General features: G+C 39.0%; 13 protein-coding genes (1 of these 13 cut by a window edge). 10 read left to right on the forward strand and 3 right to left on the reverse strand.

Annotation, left to right across the window (positions count from 1 at the left end; all coding sequences use genetic code 11):
• From LEP1GSC190_RS10940 to LEP1GSC190_RS10950, 3 genes are all read left to right on the forward strand, one after another.
• On the forward strand, positions 1–1138 hold the 3' portion of the coding sequence (locus tag LEP1GSC190_RS10940; protein ID WP_051066337.1) for a glycoside hydrolase family 3 protein. It extends 605 nt beyond the left edge of the window; the window shows 1138 of its 1743 coding nt (coding positions 606–1743); its start codon lies beyond the left edge, outside the window; it ends in the stop codon at positions 1136–1138.
• On the forward strand, positions 1135–2298 hold the full coding sequence (hemW, locus tag LEP1GSC190_RS10945; protein WP_002747894.1) for a radical SAM family heme chaperone HemW: 1164 nt from the start codon (positions 1135–1137) through the stop codon (positions 2296–2298). The genes LEP1GSC190_RS10940 and hemW overlap by 4 nt, the downstream gene beginning before the upstream one ends.
• A gap of 556 nt (positions 2299–2854) precedes the next feature.
• Entirely contained in the window at positions 2855–3259 is a 405-nt protein-coding gene (locus tag LEP1GSC190_RS10950) for an acyl-CoA thioesterase (RefSeq protein ID WP_004282453.1), read from the forward strand.
• An 87-nt stretch (positions 3260–3346) separates the two neighbouring features.
• Here LEP1GSC190_RS10950 and ilvN read toward each other — a convergent pair whose 3' ends face one another.
• The gene (ilvN, locus tag LEP1GSC190_RS10955) at positions 3347–3832 is read right to left on the reverse strand and encodes an acetolactate synthase small subunit (protein ID WP_002747945.1); all 486 of its coding nucleotides are present in this window, start codon (positions 3830–3832) and stop codon (positions 3347–3349) included.
• The gene (ilvB, locus tag LEP1GSC190_RS10960) at positions 3829–5538 is read right to left on the reverse strand and encodes a biosynthetic-type acetolactate synthase large subunit (RefSeq protein WP_002748053.1); all 1710 of its coding nucleotides are present in this window, start codon (positions 5536–5538) and stop codon (positions 3829–3831) included. Before ilvB ends, ilvN begins: the two co-directional genes overlap by 4 nt.
• Positions 5539–5991: 453 nt before the next feature.
• On the opposite strand from ilvB, the gene LEP1GSC190_RS10970 reads away from it, so the two are divergent.
• The 3 genes from LEP1GSC190_RS10970 to LEP1GSC190_RS10980 all read left to right on the forward strand — a co-directional run bounded on the left by LEP1GSC190_RS10970 (position 5992) and on the right by LEP1GSC190_RS10980 (position 10710).
• The gene (locus LEP1GSC190_RS10970) at positions 5992–7098 is read left to right on the forward strand and encodes a tetratricopeptide repeat protein (RefSeq protein ID WP_002747782.1); all 1107 of its coding nucleotides are present in this window, start codon (positions 5992–5994) and stop codon (positions 7096–7098) included.
• Positions 7099–7666: 568 nt separating this feature from the next.
• Positions 7667–10207: a methyl-accepting chemotaxis protein gene (locus LEP1GSC190_RS10975; protein WP_002747862.1), complete on the forward strand. Its 2541-nt coding sequence runs from the start codon at positions 7667–7669 to the stop codon at positions 10205–10207.
• A 233-nt stretch (positions 10208–10440) separates the two neighbouring features.
• Entirely contained in the window at positions 10441–10710 is a 270-nt protein-coding gene (locus LEP1GSC190_RS10980) for a hypothetical protein (protein WP_002626512.1), read from the forward strand.
• A gap of 191 nt (positions 10711–10901) precedes the next feature.
• On the opposite strand, the gene LEP1GSC190_RS10985 is transcribed toward LEP1GSC190_RS10980, so the two are convergent.
• Positions 10902–12905, reverse strand: a complete 2004-nt coding sequence (locus LEP1GSC190_RS10985; protein WP_002747939.1) for a hypothetical protein — start codon at positions 12903–12905, stop codon at positions 10902–10904.
• 170 nt (positions 12906–13075) lie between these two features.
• On the opposite strand from LEP1GSC190_RS10985, the gene LEP1GSC190_RS10990 reads away from it, so the two are divergent.
• From LEP1GSC190_RS10990 to LEP1GSC190_RS11005, 4 genes are read left to right on the forward strand one after another with little or no spacing between them, the layout of a single operon-like run.
• Positions 13076–14368, forward strand: coding sequence for an ABC1 kinase family protein (locus tag LEP1GSC190_RS10990; RefSeq protein WP_002748018.1), 1293 nt, complete (start codon positions 13076–13078; stop codon positions 14366–14368).
• Entirely contained in the window at positions 14365–14616 is a 252-nt protein-coding gene (locus LEP1GSC190_RS10995) for a FeoA family protein (protein WP_002748037.1), read from the forward strand. The genes LEP1GSC190_RS10990 and LEP1GSC190_RS10995 overlap by 4 nt, the downstream gene beginning before the upstream one ends.
• The gene (gene feoB / locus LEP1GSC190_RS11000) at positions 14603–16720 is read left to right on the forward strand and encodes a ferrous iron transport protein B (protein ID WP_002747941.1); all 2118 of its coding nucleotides are present in this window, start codon (positions 14603–14605) and stop codon (positions 16718–16720) included. The genes LEP1GSC190_RS10995 and feoB overlap by 14 nt, the downstream gene beginning before the upstream one ends.
• Positions 16721–16739: 19 nt before the next feature.
• Positions 16740–18695: an LTA synthase family protein gene (locus tag LEP1GSC190_RS11005; protein WP_002747726.1), complete on the forward strand. Its 1956-nt coding sequence runs from the start codon at positions 16740–16742 to the stop codon at positions 18693–18695.
• Positions 18696–18703: the final 8 nt, after the last annotated feature.

Raw genomic sequence — 18703 nt, forward strand, 5'->3', positions numbered from 1 at the left:
AGGAATCGGATACGAAAAGGGCGCAAGAATCGGAGGAGCCATCCCTACAATCAAACACTTTCCCGGACACGGAGATACAAATGTAGATAGTCATCTAGGCCTACCCAAGATCGACAAAACCTTGGAAGAATTGGAAAAGATGGAACTCATTCCATTCCAGGAATCCATACGACAAGGCGCCGAAGTCGTGATGAGCGCGCATATCGTATATCCTAAGTTAGATCCAGATTTTCCAGCGACCCTCTCCTCAAAAATTCTCACTGGAATCTTAAGAGAAAAAATGGGATTCAAAGGTGTTATCATCACGGATGCGATGGAAATGAATGCGATTGATGTACACTACAAGGACCGCGACCCAGGAGTACTTGCAATACTGGCGGGAGCGGATATTCTTCTGATGACGAGCTGGGGAAAAACGACCCTCAATATGAAGAATCAGGTATTGACTGCATACAAAAAAGGAATCTTTCAAAAAGGAGAAAGAGATCTTCTAAAAGAAGCTGTATACAGACAAATTCTTTTAAAACTCAAACACGGAATTGTCTACGAATTCTCTTCTAAAAAATCCGAATCGAAAGAAAAACTTTCGGAGTTGGAGCAAAAAGAAATCGCTTTCTTTCAAGATCAGATTGCGGAAAGAGAAAAAAACTTTTTAGAAATTTTTTCACCAACTCTAAATTTGGAAGTATCCAAAGCTTCTATCGTTGCATTTCCGTCTTCTTTCAATCCGATTACCGTAAAAACGGAAGAAACGATCTTCGCCGTTCGAGGAAAAGAATTCGAAACCTTACTCGCAGAAAAAAATATTCAAAACGCAAACCCCGGAAAAATTTCGAGTCTGGTCAAAAACAATAAGTTCAAAAGGATCGTAGTAACTACATTCAGCCAATTAGAATTGGACTTAGCGGCCGGGCTGGCAAAACGTTATCCGAAAACGGAAATCGTGGATCTTCACTACGGAACTCCATTCTTAAAATTGAATACGTTGCCAAATCTGAAAATTTTATTTTCTTTTTCTCCGACGTTGGAATCAAAAAAAGCACTTTTGTATTCCGTTTTGGAAAGAACGTCCCCAATTCCAGTTGTAGATTTGATCTTAAAAAGCTCCAACGAAAAGACCATCTCCCAACAGCCATGAAAATTGATTCCAGAAATCCTGTTGTAAAGACGGGTTTTCCGGGAATCTATGTCCATTATCCCTATTGCATTCAAAAATGTGAATATTGTGATTTTTATTCCCTGGGAAACGAAAAAAATCCGATCCCGGACGAAAATACCCTTTTCCAAAGATATAAGGAAGAAATAAGACAAAGAATTTCCGAAAATCCTACTGTTTCCAATTTAGAATTCGATACAATCTTTTTCGGAGGCGGAACACCTTCCCGAGCGGACATAACTCAAATCGCGGATCTCATCGAATTTTTAAAAAAGAACATCAAGATTTCAGAATATTCAGAAATTACTATGGAGTGCAATCCCGAGGATATCACTTCCGATTTTTTAAAATCGATCGCACAAGCCGGAATTAACCGAATCTCCGTGGGCATCCAAAGCTTTCATCCGGAAAGACTTCAATTTTTAGGTAGATACTACGATCCGAACAGATACGAAAACATTTTGGAAACGGTCAAAAATTCCGAAATTTCCAATTTCTCTGCCGACCTAATCTATGGAATTCCAGGACAATCAATTGAGGAAATCTTAAAAGACGTTCTTCAGGTTTTGAAGTCAGGAGGAAAACATATCAGTCTTTACGCTCTCACCGTGGAAAAAGGAACTCCGTATTCCAGAAAGGTAATGGATAAAATTACTCCAGGACCCGAAGAAGAAATTCAGGAAGAGGTCTTGAAACTTCTACCGAACCTCCTTTCTCAGTACGAATTATTCCAATACGAAGTCAGTAATTATTCCAAACCGGGATTTTCGTCCGGACACAATCTTAAATACTGGACGATGGAATATTATTTGGGAATTGGCCCAGGAGCCCACGGTTTTCTTCCTGTAGGAAGATATTCCAATCCGAGAAATGTGGAAACGTATAAAACAAAAAATCTTTCTAAAGAATACACAAAACCAGACCTTTATACAGAACTAGTTCTTTCTTTGTTTCGCTTATTTCAACCGATCTCTATGGAAAGTTTTTACGAGCTGATTCCCGAAAAAAGTCAAATTCTAAACCTACAATTAAAACGAATGGAAGAATCCAGACTTTGCGAATTTTCAAACGGAATCTTTCAATGGAAACCGGAAGCTGTTTTATTTTTAGATTCTAAAATTTTAGAACTCGCCTCTTTATAAGTCACAAAATTTCCTCTGATTTATAAATCGTTTTCGGTGAATGTTCTAAAAATCAACAGGGCAAGAGGTTCCCTGATTTTCCATTTCCTATTCAAATTATTTAAAATTCCCTAATTTTGTTCCCAAATGGCTTGGAAGTCCATTTCAAGTTCACTTTTCAGCCAAGCAATTACCGCAACAATTTAAAAATTTCTACCAAAATAACCTAAAACAGGGGAGAAATTTTAGACTCTTTTCGATAAAAACCCACATAAAAACCCCCTCATACAACATTATTTCTTTATTTTACAAAATATGACAATATTAAATACAACTTGGCTCATATTTAAATTCATTGCCATATCGAATCAATATTAAAAAATAATTGTATACAATTTCTAATATATATCACATCCCTAATCAAAACAGTATAAAAAATGAAAGTCCTACTGTTTTGTATTCAAACAATCTGCATTCGATAAAAATTGTTCTAAAAAAATAATTTGAACAATTTTAGAAGCAAATTTGCGGCACTCTTCTTTTTATTCTAAGCAGTTAGACATAAGGGAAAATACAAATGATAGCTAATACGAAAATACACCATTTTGAAATTTCCATTGCAAGCCACCATTGTGACGATGATGGAAAGGTAAATATAGAAAATGCCCAATCCTTCTTGAACGAAGCAAGAAAAAAGGCTTTGAAAGAAGTCGAATTGAATTCTCCAAGTTCCGACCTAACTCATATCGAACCGATCGTTCTTTGGTCAGAAAATGACTACAGAGATCAGATTCATTTTCCGGATTCGATTTTGGTTCAGACCGAATTTAGAACGATTACAAACGCACGTTATAAGATTATTCAGAAACTGATCCGAAAATCGGATCGCAGGGTCGTTTGTCATTCGAATTCATTCTGTATTCTTTTTGATTCCAATCGAAAAAGACCCTGGAAACAATCAGTATCTTTGAAAGCAGTTTAAAATTTTAACATGAACTTAGGAATCTAATAGGACTTTACAATTTTCCAAATTTTGGGGCCCTAAAACGAAATTTAGACAGGCTTTCACTTAAGATCCGATACTTCTGTATCGAATCGCGATTTGCCCTGTGCGAACGATTTCTTCAACTCCGTATTTGGACATAATTTCCACAATGGCATTTACTTTACGGGAGTTCCCTGAATATTCTATCGTCAGAGAAGCGTGTGTTAAATCTGCGATTTTCGCCTCAAACACTTCGCATACGGAAAGAATTTCCGTTCTTGTCGTCTCCGTCAATTTTACTACAAGAAGAACCAATTCTCTGCTTACACAATCATGATAGGCAAGATCCTCCACTTCTAAAACGTCCGGAAGTTTTAAAAGTTGTTTTTTTACCTGTTCTACCGTGGATTCGTCCCCTCTTACCACAATCACCATGCTTGAAATTTCGGGATTTACCGTGACACCCACCGCAATCGAATCTATATTATAACTTCTGCGAGTAAATAAACCGGAAACATGGCTCATAACTCCCGGATGGTTGTTTACCAAAATTTTTAGAATGTGTTTCATACTTTTTTCAGTCCGGCCAAATCCTTAAACTCGATCATTTCTTTTTGAGATTTTCCGGCAGGAATCATCGGAAATACTTTTTCCTCCGCCGGTATGACTACTTCTAAAAATGCGGCCCCGTCGTCTTTTGTAAAGAATTCAATTGCCTGGTCTATTTCCGATTTATCTGAAATTTTCATTGCAGGAATCGAATAAGCCTCCGCGAGTTTTATAAAGTCCGGGTTAAAATTCCATTCGGATTGGGAAAATCTCTCTTCGTAAAATAGCTCCTGCCATTGGCGAACCATTCCAAGAAAGTTATTATTGAACACTAGAATTTTCACTCCCAATTTGTTGGCGGCAATAGTTGCAAGTTCTTGAATGTTCATCTGAATCGACCCATCACCAGATACGCAGATCGTCATCTTATCGGGTCTTCCAAACTTTGCTCCGATCGCTGCAGGGAGCCCGTATCCCATGGTTCCGAGGCCTCCGGAAGTAAGCCAATTGTTCGGCTCGTTCAAAAGATAATATTGAGCGGTCCACATTTGATGTTGCCCTACATCCGTGGAAACAATCGCTTTGCCTTGAGTTTTTTTATAAAGACGTTCCAGGAAGTCCTGAGGTTTTATCGCATTTCCAGAGTTATCGAAATCCAATGGATGATCCTTTTTTAAACCTTGGAGATATTGAATCCAAGAAGTACGATCCTGTTTTTTTACGTAAGGTATGACAGCTCTCAATGCATCTTTCAAATCCCCGTGCAACAAATGATCCACTTGAACTCGTTTATTAAATTCGGCCATATCAATATCTATATGCGCTCTGATCGCATTTTCCGCAAACTCCCCGATTTTTGCCACACGGTCGTCAAATCTTGCGCCCAGATTGAGTATATAATCACATTCTAATACCGCTTTGTTCGCAGCAACGGTCCCATGCATTCCGAGCATTCCCATGCTTAAAGGATGTGTTCCCGGAAAAGAACCGAGACCCATCAAAGTTGTGGTAACCGGAATTTGTGCCTTGGTGGCAAGTTCATAAATTTCCTTGTAAGCGACCGCATTGATCGCCCCTCCTCCCACATAAAGAAGAGGCTTTTGGGATCGATTGATTGCTTCCGCAAATTTTTCCAAATTCCCACGAACTTCCGGTTTTTTATAATGATGAGGGGCTATCTTTAGCCGAGTCGCCTTTTTTACTTCAGTCAATTCAGTCTGAACGTCCTTCGGAAAATCCAGCAGAACCGGCCCCGGACGACCACCTAACGCAATCAAAGTGGCTTCCTCAAAGTGCCTTGCAATATCATCCGCAGACTTTATGAGTGCATTGTACTTTGTGATGGGAATTGTAATTCCAAAAATATCAGCTTCTTGAAAAGCATCTGTACCGATCGCATTTGTCGCAACTTGTCCCGTAATCGCTAGAATAGGAACCGAATCCATCTTCGCATCAGCAAGTCCGGTGACTAAGTTCGTCGCCCCGGGCCCTGATGTTGCAATACACACTCCAAGTTTTCCAGTAGCTCTCGCATATCCTTCCGCCATATGAACCGCACCTTGTTCGTGTCTTACAAGGATATGTTTGATTTTTTTACTTTTATAAATCTCGTCGTAAAAAGGAAGTATAGCCCCGCCAGGATATCCGAAAACGACATCCACACCGTATCCTTCCAGAAGTTCTACCATCAACCTGGCACCCGTTATTCTTCCTGATTCTGCGGACATGCTTCCTCCTTTTAACGTCCATAAAGATTCCGAAAAGGCTACTGTCAAGAGGAACCCGTAATCTTAAAATCTTCGGTTCTTCCACTAGAAAAGACGTTCTGAAAAGGTTTAGAATTTCAAAAAACGAATGAACTAATTCGGTCCTACACGACTCTTTTTATCTTAAGACATACTTATTTCAACTCGTATCTATCTATAACAAAACCATGGTTGTCATTTAATTGAACCCCTTTATTAAAAACATAAACAGAAATTTTTTTCCAAAATTTAGTAGAGAAAAGGGACTAATTTCTAGCTCAAATTACTTTTTATTTTGAGACTACAGTCATCTATTCTTATTTTCTTTACAGAATATTTGAACTTCAAAAGAATATTCAACGAATCTTGTGCGTCAAAAATAATAATGCGAATTCTAAATTTGGAATAGCATAAATCTTAAAAAGAGAGAATCAAATGGAAAATCCTAACGTTGAAAAAGAAGAGGATAAACAATTCGCAATCATCAAAAACCTCGCGAAGGAAGCATACAAACTTTTAGATTCTAACCAACTCGCGAAAGCAGAAGCGAAGTTGAAAGAACTTCTAGAAAAAGACCCACACAATACTTATGGACTGGTGGGCATGGGCGACTTGTTCTTTAAGAAGAAAGTTTACAAAAGTGCGATCGAATATTATCATAAATGTATTCAAGAAGATCCTTCCAATAAATTCTCCTTGATGGGATTGATGAATTGCTACCGGGAAATGAATCTTCTTTCCAGAGTGATCGAGGTAGCGGAAGACTATAGACATATTACAATCACGGACGCTTCGATTCTTAGCCGGGTAGCTGACGCTCACCGAAAACTGAAAAACTTTAAAGAATCAGAAATTTATTATATGCAGGCTCTACAAATCAACCCGAAAGATCAATATGTGATCGTGGGCCTGGGTCATCTCTACTTCGCGTGTCAAAAATACAAGGACGCGATCCATTGGTGGGAAAAACTGCTTTTGATTCAACCCGACAACATTAAAATTCTTACCGAAATCGGAAATTCCTACCGTAAGATCAAAGATTACGACGAAGCGATTCAATATTATCATAGAGCCGCGGAACTCGACAGAAGAAATTTTTTTGCGTTATACGGTCTTGCAGAAAGTTATCGAGGAAAAAAGGATTTTCACAAAGCCAATCAGTATTGGGAAAGAATTCTCGAATTCGACCCGGATAACAAACTCATCATCAATCGTTATGCAGACAGCCTAAGAGGAATGGGAGAATTTGACAAAGCACTGGAATGCTTTAATAAAATTCTGGCCGAAGGAGAGGATTATTTTGCGCTTCTTGGAAAAGCTTCTTCTCTCAAACTCATCGGTAAAAGAGACAAAGCCGAGGAAATTTACCTCGATCTACATAAGAAATTTCCGATGGATCCTAGACCTCTTCTCGAACTTTCAGATCTCTATGTCGAAATCGATAAACCTACCGAAGCGATTCGATTACTCGAAGATTTTCAAAAAAAACAACCTCTGAACGAAGAAATCAAACACAAACTCGAAAACATTCGGGGCGAATAACATTTTCAGGAGGAAAGATCCCTCACCCTATAACACTCTTTTTTTCTTAATTCAATTTTTGTTTTTTCTTCGTAAAACCACATGATTTCCGAAATTCAACATTCAGGAACCTACACAAATCGTCCTGGATGTTGGAGAAGTTTGTACCTATCACGACTTGCTGATAAAATTTTAATCCTCTTCAAGGATTTTCCAACAGATCGACATTCGGACAAAGTTGCAATTAAAACAAGGATTACAAAGGTTTTCAATTCCACACCCCGATCTCTTTCTTTATATTAGTAAATCAAATTTTAAACGCAAAACGTTCATTATACTTTTTGAAAGTACTTCTACAACTTAAATGGCTTTAATATAATTAATTCTATCGAAACTAACGCATTAATTAAACTTCCCAGTATGTTCTATTTTTCTCATTCCTAAAGGAATGCAACTTTCAATGCGAGCTAACGTCATTTTATATTTCTCTTTTTACTTTCTCCTTGTGTTAATAATCGTTAATAGCTTAATTTACATAGGAAATCAATTAAGCTCGAATAACGCATAACTAAGGTATCGGAACAAAAATATGGATGACAACATTACAAATTCGATTCGTAAATTCATTCTTAATTTCATTTTGATAACCGAAGTCGTAGGTTTTACTCTTACGATAGGTACGGCGATTTTATTTTATAAAATGTTTCTGGAGATGGATTCCGATCAACTTGAAATTGCAATCTACGCCACTTTAATAACTTCAGTTTTTATTCTTATATTTGCCATTTTTTCGGACATGCGTAGGCTTCGGCCCATTCAAAAGTATCTCTTTATCGCCGAAAAAGGTATCGCAGATAAAGAAATCATCTTAAAGGCGCAGAAATCTATATTCCGTCTTCCTTTTTTTCATTCAGTTGATATTGGTCTTCGAATTTTAATCGCGGCCTCTGTCGTTATCACTATTCTTGGTCGTTTTGTGGTCTTAGATGCGACTGATTACTATAATCTGTATGCGATCACTCTCCTCATGTCTCTTCTTGTAGGAGTGTACACGTTTTTAGTCACGGAAAAATTGACTTCCAATCTGATAGAAAAGGGTATATTCAAAAACATAGATGTATCATCTCTGGTAAAGATTCGCCTTACAGGCTCCCTTACAATAACCTTTATCTTTATCATGTGTATTCTTGCGATTACGATTTCCTGTCTCGTATTCAAGTTTAACCATTTGGCAATTCAAAAATCCTATTTCAATCAGATGGAAAACATGAATGAAACACTGAATATTTTTACGGAATCGATCTTCGAGGAAGTTCAATCCGATGCACAAAAATTGAAAAAAAATTCTTTATTCCTTTCTCTGATCAAAAATCGCAAAACGGACGAAATTCAGAAATTTTTAGAAACACTTTTAGATCACTCCCCAAAATACGAATCCATTTCGCTTATCAAACAGGAAAATCAATCCTGGAAGGTTTTCATAGGTACAGGAATACTCTCCAAAGACCGCGAATCCATTCTCAAAGATTTTAAACTTCCTTCGAAAGATATTATCATAGAGACGATTTCAAGAAAAAGAATATTCCTAAGCGAACCGATCTCTTCCCCCATTTCCGGAACGCCCATACTTTTAATTTTGGAAACGATTCCGCAAAACGAAAATGTCTACATCGCTTATTCTCTTAGAATCGCAGACCTTACGAGTAAACTAATCGGTTCTATTCAGATCGGAAAATCGGGTTATTCAGGACTTATAAGTCCAAACGAAGTGATAATCAATCACATTAACCCTTCTTTGAATCTGAAAAGTTTGAAAAGTTTTTCTTTCTATCCTCAAATGAAAAATTATAAGAACAAGGTTCCGCTTCGTTATCTTTTTAATGGGAAATACAAATATACGATTCTTTATAAAAGTCCGAAATACGATTTTCTTACATTTACTTCGGTCGAATGCGAAGAAATCACCGGTGAAGCGATCGTCTGCGTTTACGCAATGGTCGGTATTTCCCTTGCTGGTCTTTTTCTAATAGGAGTTTTGATCTATTCTATTCTTAAAAAGAGAATCCGTCCTTTGGAAGAAAGTAAGAATGCCTTGGAAGCTATGGCGAACGGGAATCTTACCAACGGACTTAAGGTTTTTTCGATGGATGAAATCGGAGAGATGGCAATTTCAATCAATTCGTTTAACAAAAATGTGAGAAAGGTTTTGAATAAGATCGCAAACTCATCTGAAAACCTTGCAAGTTCCTCCGACGAGATGTCAAAAGCTCATCACTCCATTTCCGATAACGCACAAAACCAGGCTTCTTCTTCGGAAGAAATTTCCGCTTCGATCGAAGAGATCTCCGCCGGTATGGATGGAATGGAGACCCAGACGGAGGAACAAGTCAATCTACTGGATCAATTCGCTTTGGATATGAGTCAATTCTCACATTCCATTCATGCAACTTTTAGAAATTTGGAAAAGACAATGTCCGAAATGGAAAGGATCACGGGAAATGCGCAAAAAGGAGAAAAATCTCTAGAGCTAACCAATCATTCTATCATCAAAATTAGCCGTAGTTCGGAAGATATCGCAGGAGTTATAGAAATCATCAACAACATCTCAGAACAAATTCATCTTCTCTCATTGAACACGGCAATCGAAGCCGCCAGAGCCGGAAGCGCCGGAAGAGGTTTTGCGGTCGTCGCTGATGAAATTTCGAAACTAGCGGATAAAACGACGGACAGCATCAAAAATATCGAACATATCATTCAGAACAACGAAACGGAAATAGGAATCGGAATTCAAAACATCACCGATACGGTAAAAGTTATCTCCGGAATCATCCAAGGGATTTCTGAAATCAATCACCAAATGAAGGTGGTAAATCAGTTTATGGAAGATCAACTTTCCAAAAACGATCAGATGAATCTCACCGCCAAAGAAGTCAAAAGCAGAGCGGACGCAATTCAAGCGGCAGTTTGCGAACAAAAAATTGCAATCGAAGAGATTTCTAAAAGGATCACTACTATAAACGAACTCAATCAATCTTCCGCGACTTCCTCGGAGGAACTGAGTTCCAATTCCATCAACTTAGCGAAATTAGCCGAAGAGCTAAAACACGAAGTAGAATTTTTTAAACTTTGATTCCATAAAAAAACGAAAAACAGATACTCTTTCTTCGTAATCTTTGGCGGAAGCAAAATTGTGAATCGTTATTCATAACTGATTCGAAAAATCGATATCCTTCCGTTAGTAGAACTATCCCGCTTTTTGTCTATGACTGTAATCTTAAATTCGTCCGCTCTCTATTTTCAATCGTCATGCGGAGCTTTTACAAAAACCCTTGATTTTTCCCCCCTTTCTTTTACTCTGCGTTTATGGAATGGGAAAAAATACTCAGGGACTCCGTTAAAGACAACAAGATCAAAGAGTTGCATCTTAGAAAAGTCCCCACTCTCAAAACCTGTGATGATTGGAGTAAGGTTCGGGAGATAGGCCTTATCGATCACAAGACCAAATATGCACATTACAAAGGGGGACTAGTTAAGTATGGAGACGCCCTCTTTTTCGTAACAGACGAGAGGCTCCAGGCGATCGCACCCTACCGCAAATGGGAATTCAAAACCAAAATCAAAGTGGAAGAATAATTCTCAGTCCTAAAAGGCTCGGCGTTATCTCTCATATCGAATACGATCCGTTCTTTCTTTAAAAACTACGAATTTTAATCTCACCTCATTTATTTGAGAGAAAAACATTTCGATAGTTTTTAAAGAAAATATGATATTTTCCTTTCAAAAGAAAAATCTTATAAATCAAAAACAAATATAAAAAATGCGCTTCAACGAGTCAGGTTTACGATCAGATTCAGTTTTTCGGAAACCGTAATCACGTCTTGCACTCGGTTTTTATCGACCAAAACGGCTGTAGGGCCGATTTCATCTAAAATGATCTTTTTGCCTTTAATCTGTCCGAGCAATAACTCCATCGTATTCTGATCTTTCGTTCGAACCAGAACACAATCCTCTGTAATGTCGACTACCGGAAGATTTCCTCCCCAATCTTCCAATAAAAAGAGAAGATTTTGCGCAAGATCCGCCTTACTGGAACTTTTTAAGAAATCGATAAATTCGACTGGTTTGTATCCAAGAAGTATTCCCAATTGAAACGCTTCTTTGGTCAGAACGAACGTATAAACACGATCGTAATCCCTAAGTTCAGTAAAAGCCTTAAGAAGATGAAGTCCGTAAATCGAAACCCGATCCGGGAACGCAATAATCGTAAAGTCCGGGTTGATCGTAATTCCACCCTTCTCCGTTTTATGAGAAAGTTCTCCGGTTTGAAAAAAATATTCTCCCAATTTAGAAAGAGTGAGAAAACGATTCGGATATTCAATTTCCAAAAGTCCGAACAAATGCAGATAGAAAATTACGCTCATGATTTCCTTACGAAGTTCCGCAAGGTCGGACTGAAAGTTTTTCGTCCTAAATCCGGGTGAAAGGATCATATGTTCCCGAATGATATTGGAAAAAATCACCGATAGATGAATCCGTTTCGCCTTGATTATGAGACTCACGCATTTGTCCAAAATCGGCTTATCATAAAAAGGCATTTCAGTCGCGGTAAAAACTTCAGCAGGCACAACCCGTTTCATACGAGCCTCATTCACCTCGTGCACTACAAGTTTCATGATTTCAAAAATATCTTTTCTGTTAAATTCTTCTATGTCTTCTTTGAGGACGATGTTTTCACCTTTGATATCCACTAAATTCAAAAGTTTCAACACAGGCAATATGAGTTCCATCTGATAGATCTGACTCTTCTCTGGAAAAATTCCTATATCCGGATTGAGCAATTCCTGCTCTGTCCTTTTGTGATCGGCTTGTTTTACTTTTCCGGATTTCGCGAGAACCAATCCCTTACGGCTAATGTAAGAAATTAATTTTTTTGTATTGAGAAAAAAATCAAGATCGTTCGTCGCAAGTTTTTCCGTCCTCTGTTTAGTCCCTTTTTTTACGGAAGGAAGAATTGGATGCGTCTGTACGTATTTTAAAATTTCATCGGGGATAACGAATACACGAACAAATTTTTCGTCCACGAAACAAACATCCACGACAAGTCCTTTTGAGATCAACGCAGGAATGATTTGTTCGTATTTTCCACGGCTGGTCACCACATAACTACGGATGTCCTCCGCCTCCGAAACACCGCCGCTCAGATAGATTCGAACAAGTGTATCTCTTTCCAAATCGGCAAGAGATTGAAGGTTCAGATCGATTCCTTCCTCGGAAGAAGCGATCGAATAAAACTTCTTCATTCCATCGAGTTGTTTCGGAGCCTTAACGGCAGCCTTCCATTCTTCGGAAATTTCAGTCGTTTTTTTACGATCGAGATATTTTTCCAAGGAGATCTTGTATTTATCCCCTTTGAGATTTTGTTCGAGAGGAACCAAATCTGCAATTTCCTCAAACGCATGATATTTATCTAAATTATTCGTGAGACGTTCGCGGTTTTTTCTCTGGTATACGAGTTGATATTTTCGAAGAAGATTAAGTTCCATCTCGACGTTAATCGGAGGGATGTTTACTTTCCTCGAAATTTCCCCGAGAGTCAGCACATTCTTATTTTTAAGAATACTTGTATAGATGGTAACCTGAAGTTGAGTGAGTTTTTCAAGAACTCCTTTTAGATAAAAATCGTCCTGAAAAATTTCGTAGAGATATACTACGTTCTTATTTTTTTCTTTATAAGGAAGTTTGGAAAGATTCCATAAAGTTGCAACCTTCTTCAGATCATTCTGTTCCAGTTTATCGAGTTCCTGAAATAATACTGAATCACTACTCATAGAAGGAGATACACCGGACGGAGTATTTTATGTAGCCATAATCAGAATTTAAGTTCGTTCGTAAACAAAAAAGCAGTTTCGACTCGCAGGCAATTAAAAGAATTCGCCGGTTTTTTCCGGCTCCTTTTCTGTAGTTGTCTTTTGAATTGAAGTCGAAAATCTTTGTGTTTATGGCCGATTTTTTTGATTCCCTGAAAATGGGTTTCGGCGGTGCCTCCCGAATCCTAAACAGCAGTTTTGTATTTTCCTCTAAAACGCTCCTTCTCTTAAAAGATCTCGCATTAGGTGGAAACACATTTCCAATTCGCCTTCGAGAAGCGTTTGAAGAGTTAGGTGCCACATACATCAAGCTAGGTCAATTGATCGCTTCTGTCCCTTCTCTTTTTCCAGAAGAATTTGTTACGGAAATGCAGAAGTGTTTGGATGGAATTCGGCCCGTTCCCTTTACCACGGTGGAAAAGATCATCCAAAAGGAATTAGGTGGAAAACTTACCGATCATTTTCACAGCGTGGAACCGATTCCGATCGCTTCCGCCTCCATCGCTCAAGTACACTCCGCAATTACCAAAGATGGATTAGATGTAGTTATCAAAGTACAAAGACCGGATATAGAATCCACGTTATCCGCCGATTTAAATCTCATTTATTTTGCGTCCGTCCTCTTCGAAAGATTTGCGCCTGGACTAAACAAATCGGGAATTTCCGATATGGTCGAACAGTTCCAAACATCCATATTAGAAGAAATTGATTTTTATAAGGAAGCAAACAACATCGAAGAGTTCGAAAAAGAGCTTCTTTTTATGGGAGAAACGAGAGCCAGAGTTCCCAAGGTCTATAGAGAATTATCCACAAAGAAAATCCTTACCATGGAACGTTTCTACGGGGCTCCGATCACCGATGAAGATTCAATCCGAAAATATTCCTCCGATCCACAAAAAACTCTGACGGATGCCTTGGAAATTTGGTTTTCTACTCTCTCTAGAAACGGCTTCTTCCACGCGGACGTACATGCAGGAAATTTAATGATTCTTCGAGACGGCACAGTGGGATTTATCGACTTCGGTATCGTTGGAAGGATCTCTCCCCGAGTCTGGGACGGTCTGATGATTTTCCTGGAGGGCTTAAGCCTCAATCAAACCGAAAAAATTGCAAAAGGTCTGATCCAAATGGACTCTACCGCCAAAGGTGTGAATGAAAAAAAGCTCGCACAGGATTTGGAAGTTGTCTTTTCCAGGATGACCGAAATGGTGATGAAAGTCCAAATGGGGGATTTAGAATCCCTGGACGATAAGAAATTAAACACAATTCTTTTCGAGTTTCGTGAAATCTCCCTCAGGAACGGTTTAAAAATTCCAAAAGAATTCGGGCTTCTTATCAAACAGATTCTTTATTTCGATCGGTACGTAAAAACAATGGCGCCTGAGATTGATCTAATCCGGGATAGGGATAAATTCCTAATATGACTCATTTGTTAAGCGAATTGGAAAAGGGGCAGGAAGCCTCTATCGTCTCCTTGGTTTTTCAGCCCGGAAAAGAGGAACTATTCCAAAATATCTTAGATATCGGACTTCTTCCGGGAACAAAAGTGCTCGTTCTTGAAAAGTATTCTTCCCAAAAAAAGATCGTTCTCCGTGCAGGAGAAGTAGAGATCGCGATCCGAGAAACAGAAGCCAAGTTGATTCAGATAGGAGATATTTATGGACCACTCTAAAATGGTTCTTAATCCAAAAACGTCCCGAATTCTCATGGCCGGAAATCCAAATTGCGGCAAATCGACCTTATTCAATCGTTTGACAGGACTAAGACAAAAAACCGGAAACTATCACGGTGTCACGGTAGAAAAAGCGGAAGGTTTTTTAAGTCGTCACGGAGAACAGTCTCTAAAAGTTTTGGATCTTCCGGGAGCATTCAGTCTAGGTGGAAACTCCGAAGATAAACAAATCACGAGCAGAGTTCTAATCAACCATCAAGAAGGAGACAAAATCCTTTTCGTAATGGATGCTTCTCTTGCGGAAAGGAGTCTTCAGTTTTTACTTCAAGTTTTGGAATTAAATATTCCCGTCTTAGTCGCGGTTACGATGAAAGACGTTCTGGAAAAGAAAAGGATACGTCTGGAATTGGATTCTCTCTCAAGAGAATTTGGAATCTTATTTCAATACGTAAATCCCAAAAACGGAGATGGGATCCAAGAACTCAAAGATCTGATCTTTTCCACTGACTCGTTTCGACTTCCGATTCGATCCTTTTCATGGGACCCCGAAAGGGAAAAATTTTTGAACGGACTTTTAAAATCCTTCCCTTCCGAACATTCAAATTCTTTAAAGTTTGTTCTGATTAATTCTTTCAAGGAACTTTCCGGAGAAGTCTTACAAAAAGGTCTGCCTGGTATTTCTCTTTTTCCCGAAAACTCCAGAAAATTCATTCGGGAAGAATTTAATCGTTTTGGAAAACGTTTCACTTACCTCGAAGAACTGACTCAAAAGTCTATCTATATCAAAAAAATCTTAGGAAACGCGATCATCGGTAATCCAATTTCCAGTGAAAGGATTCTTTCCAAAGTGGATAAAATTCTTCTCCATCCTTTTTGGGGAGTGATTTCGTTTTTAGGAATCATGGCTTTGATCTTTCAGACACTTTTTACCTGGTCGGAAATCCCAATGAATTGGATCGAGTCAGCGGTTCAAAATGTCGGAAGTCTTGTCGGAAGATTTTTAGACGAAGGTCCGCTTCGCTCTTTGATTCAAGAAGGAATCATTGGAGGAGTCGGAGCGGTTCTTGTGTTTATTCCTCAAATCAGTCTTTTGTTTTTATTTATCGGAATTCTGGAAGAAACCGGTTATATCGCAAGGGCTTCTTTCGTAATGGATCGGTTTATGGGAAAGTTCGGTCTTTCGGGTAAATCATTTATCCCATTGTTGTCCTCCGCAGCTTGCGCGGTTCCTGCTATCATGGGAACCAGAACGATCGAAAATAAATCGGATCGAATTACTACGATCCTTGTAGCTCCATTGATCACTTGTTCTGCACGTTATCCGGTATATATCTTGGTCATCGGGGCAATCTTTCCCACCGGAAATCTCTGGGGAATTTTTAATATCCAAGCCCTTACGATGCTTGGACTTTTTCTCTTGGGAATGATCTCATCCATGCTCGCAGCCCTCGTTTTCAAAAAAACGTTTTTCAAATCAGATTCCTCCTATTTTTTAATGGAACTTCCGGCTTATAACACTCCTTCAATCAAAAGCCTGGCGCTCACAGTATTCAAAAAATTGAAAGCGTTCTTATCCACGGCGGGACAAATCATCCTGTTTATTTCAATCCTACTTTGGTTTTTGGCGAACTATCCGAGAATCGATTCTTCCCTTTATCCGAATGCAGGTGACGCTGAACTCAAAAAAATCCAAATCAGAGAATCCTATGCGGGCTCCGCCGGAAAGTTCATGGAACCGATTCTAAAACCGATTGGATTCGATTGGAAAATGGGAATCGGAATCATCACTTCTTTTGCCGCAAGGGAGATCATGGTTTCAACTCTTTCCATCATCTATGGAGTCGGAGGAGAAGAATCTAACGATGATCTCAAAGAGGCGATTCGAAACGATAAGGACAAAAATGGGAAAGCAGTATGGGGTCTTAAGAATTCGGTCAGTTTACTTTTGTTTTTCGCGTTCGCCTGTCAGTGTATGTCCACTATCGCCGTGGTCAAAAAGGAAACGAACTCCGTCTTCTGGCCTTCGTTTCTTTTTACGTATATGACAATTTTAGCATATTCGGCCTCTTTTTCGGTCTTTCAAATTTGGAGTCTATTTTCCTAATCATCGTTCCAAACTTCAAATGTTAAAAAGAATTCCCTCTAACCTCAAAATTTTCTCGGGCTTTACAATCGGATTTTTGATCCTATTTTTCCTATATCGACTCTGTTGGTGCATCGTATTCTCTTCCAAGCTTGCATCTGTTTCCGTTTCTGAAATCTTACTTGCGTTTTTAGTCGGTATTCGTTTCGACGTTTGTGTCTGCGCGATCCTTCTTGGGCCATCTTGGATTCTTTCGGCCATTTATCCTTTGAATCGTTTTAATATCTATACGCTCCTTTGGGGACTCCTTCCTATCTTTTTGTTCTTTTACACATCGGCGTTTTTAATCGGAGATACTCTTTATTTCGTCGAAACTAACAAACATCTCGGTTACGAAGGTTTTGTTTTTTTAGGTTCGGAGTTTTGGATTATCTTCAAATCGTTCTTTGCAGGGCATACGATTTTAGCAATCGTATCTTGTTTCGCTATCGTAACGTTATTACCTTTTACAATCTACAAATACATTCAAAAAAAACCATATACTTTCCATTCGACGCAAAAAAGATCCGAACTCCTTCAACTACTGTTCCTTCCTCCCGTTCTATTCTTGCTCGCTCGCGGCGGAATTCAATCCAGGCCTCTCAGACCCAGCGACGCTATAATCTCGGAGACTCATATCGTAAACCAACTTGTTTTAAATGGAATTTTTACTTCTATTATGGATATCAAGAATCAATCGATTCCTAACAATTTGAAGTTATCTTATCCAGACGCAGTTAATTCCGTTCGAAAAGAAATCGAATATCCGGGAGCAAAGTTCGTTTCTGAAGAATACCCCTTGCTTCGGGAAACCGAAGAAACGAACCCAAGCAAACCACCTAACATCGTCTTGATTCTTTTGGAAAGTTGGACCGGAAAATACGCATATACGAACGGGCAAATTCTTCCCGAAGGAAAACGAATCGCACCTCATTTTGAGGACCTAATTCGAAAAGGAACCTACTTTTCTTCCTTTTTTGCAAGCGGAGGAAGGACCACCAATGGACTTTTATCCACGTTAACCGGAATTCCGGACGGTCCCGGTTTGACCGCAGTCAGAACGCCGCAAGTTTTGAGCCGCTTCGGAGGTTTAGGAACGGTTTTGAAATCGATCGGATACAATACCCTTTTTGTTCACGGCGGGGATGTAAACTTCGACAACATGCTCTTCTTGTTCAATCACTGGGGTTTTGATACGATTCTCGGTCAGGAATACTTTGATACACTTCAGAAATACAAACCCGGTCCTTGGGGTTACTACGACGGAGATTTGTTAAACGAATTACACGAAATTCTAATAAAACAAGAGCCTCCATTTTTAGCGCTCACTTTGACCTTAACCACTCATTATCCCTATCAGGTTCCCTCCCAAGAAGACGAGGTGTTTTCTTCCTTACTTGAGGAAGCTGAGTATTTCAACGTATATCGTTATGCGGATAAGTCGATCCATTCCTTTTTGAATAAAGCAAAAAAGGCTCCCTACTTCAAAGATACAGTTTTTATCTTTGTAGGAGACCATACGCATCATAGGAATCTGGATTATTTCGAAGATAGAAACGTTCCCTTTCTCATCTATTCTCCGGGAAGAATCCCGCCCCGAATCGATCCAAGAATTTCCTCTCAACTCGACGTCATTCCGACCATCCTTGGAATCGTCGGTAAAAAAGTTCGATTCTCAGCGATGGGAAGAAATCTTTTGGACAAACAAATTTCCGGCGGAGTCGCCTATTTCGCTTTCGGAAATCTTTTCGGTTGGATCGAAAATAATTGGATCTTTTACAGTTTTACGGACAAGGTTCGCAATTCCTCCTTCTCGATCGTTCCAAGAATCGGAGAAACGGAAGAATGTAAGAACGACCCGGTGAAATGCGAGACATATCATCGGAAAGCGAAATCATTTTGGAACTTAAGTTACGAGTTAATGAACCGAAATCTTATATATCCACCCAAAGAATAAAAAATACG

The organism is Leptospira mayottensis 200901116, from assembly GCF_000306675.2.
Taxonomy (GTDB): Bacteria; Spirochaetota; Leptospiria; order Leptospirales; family Leptospiraceae; genus Leptospira; species Leptospira mayottensis.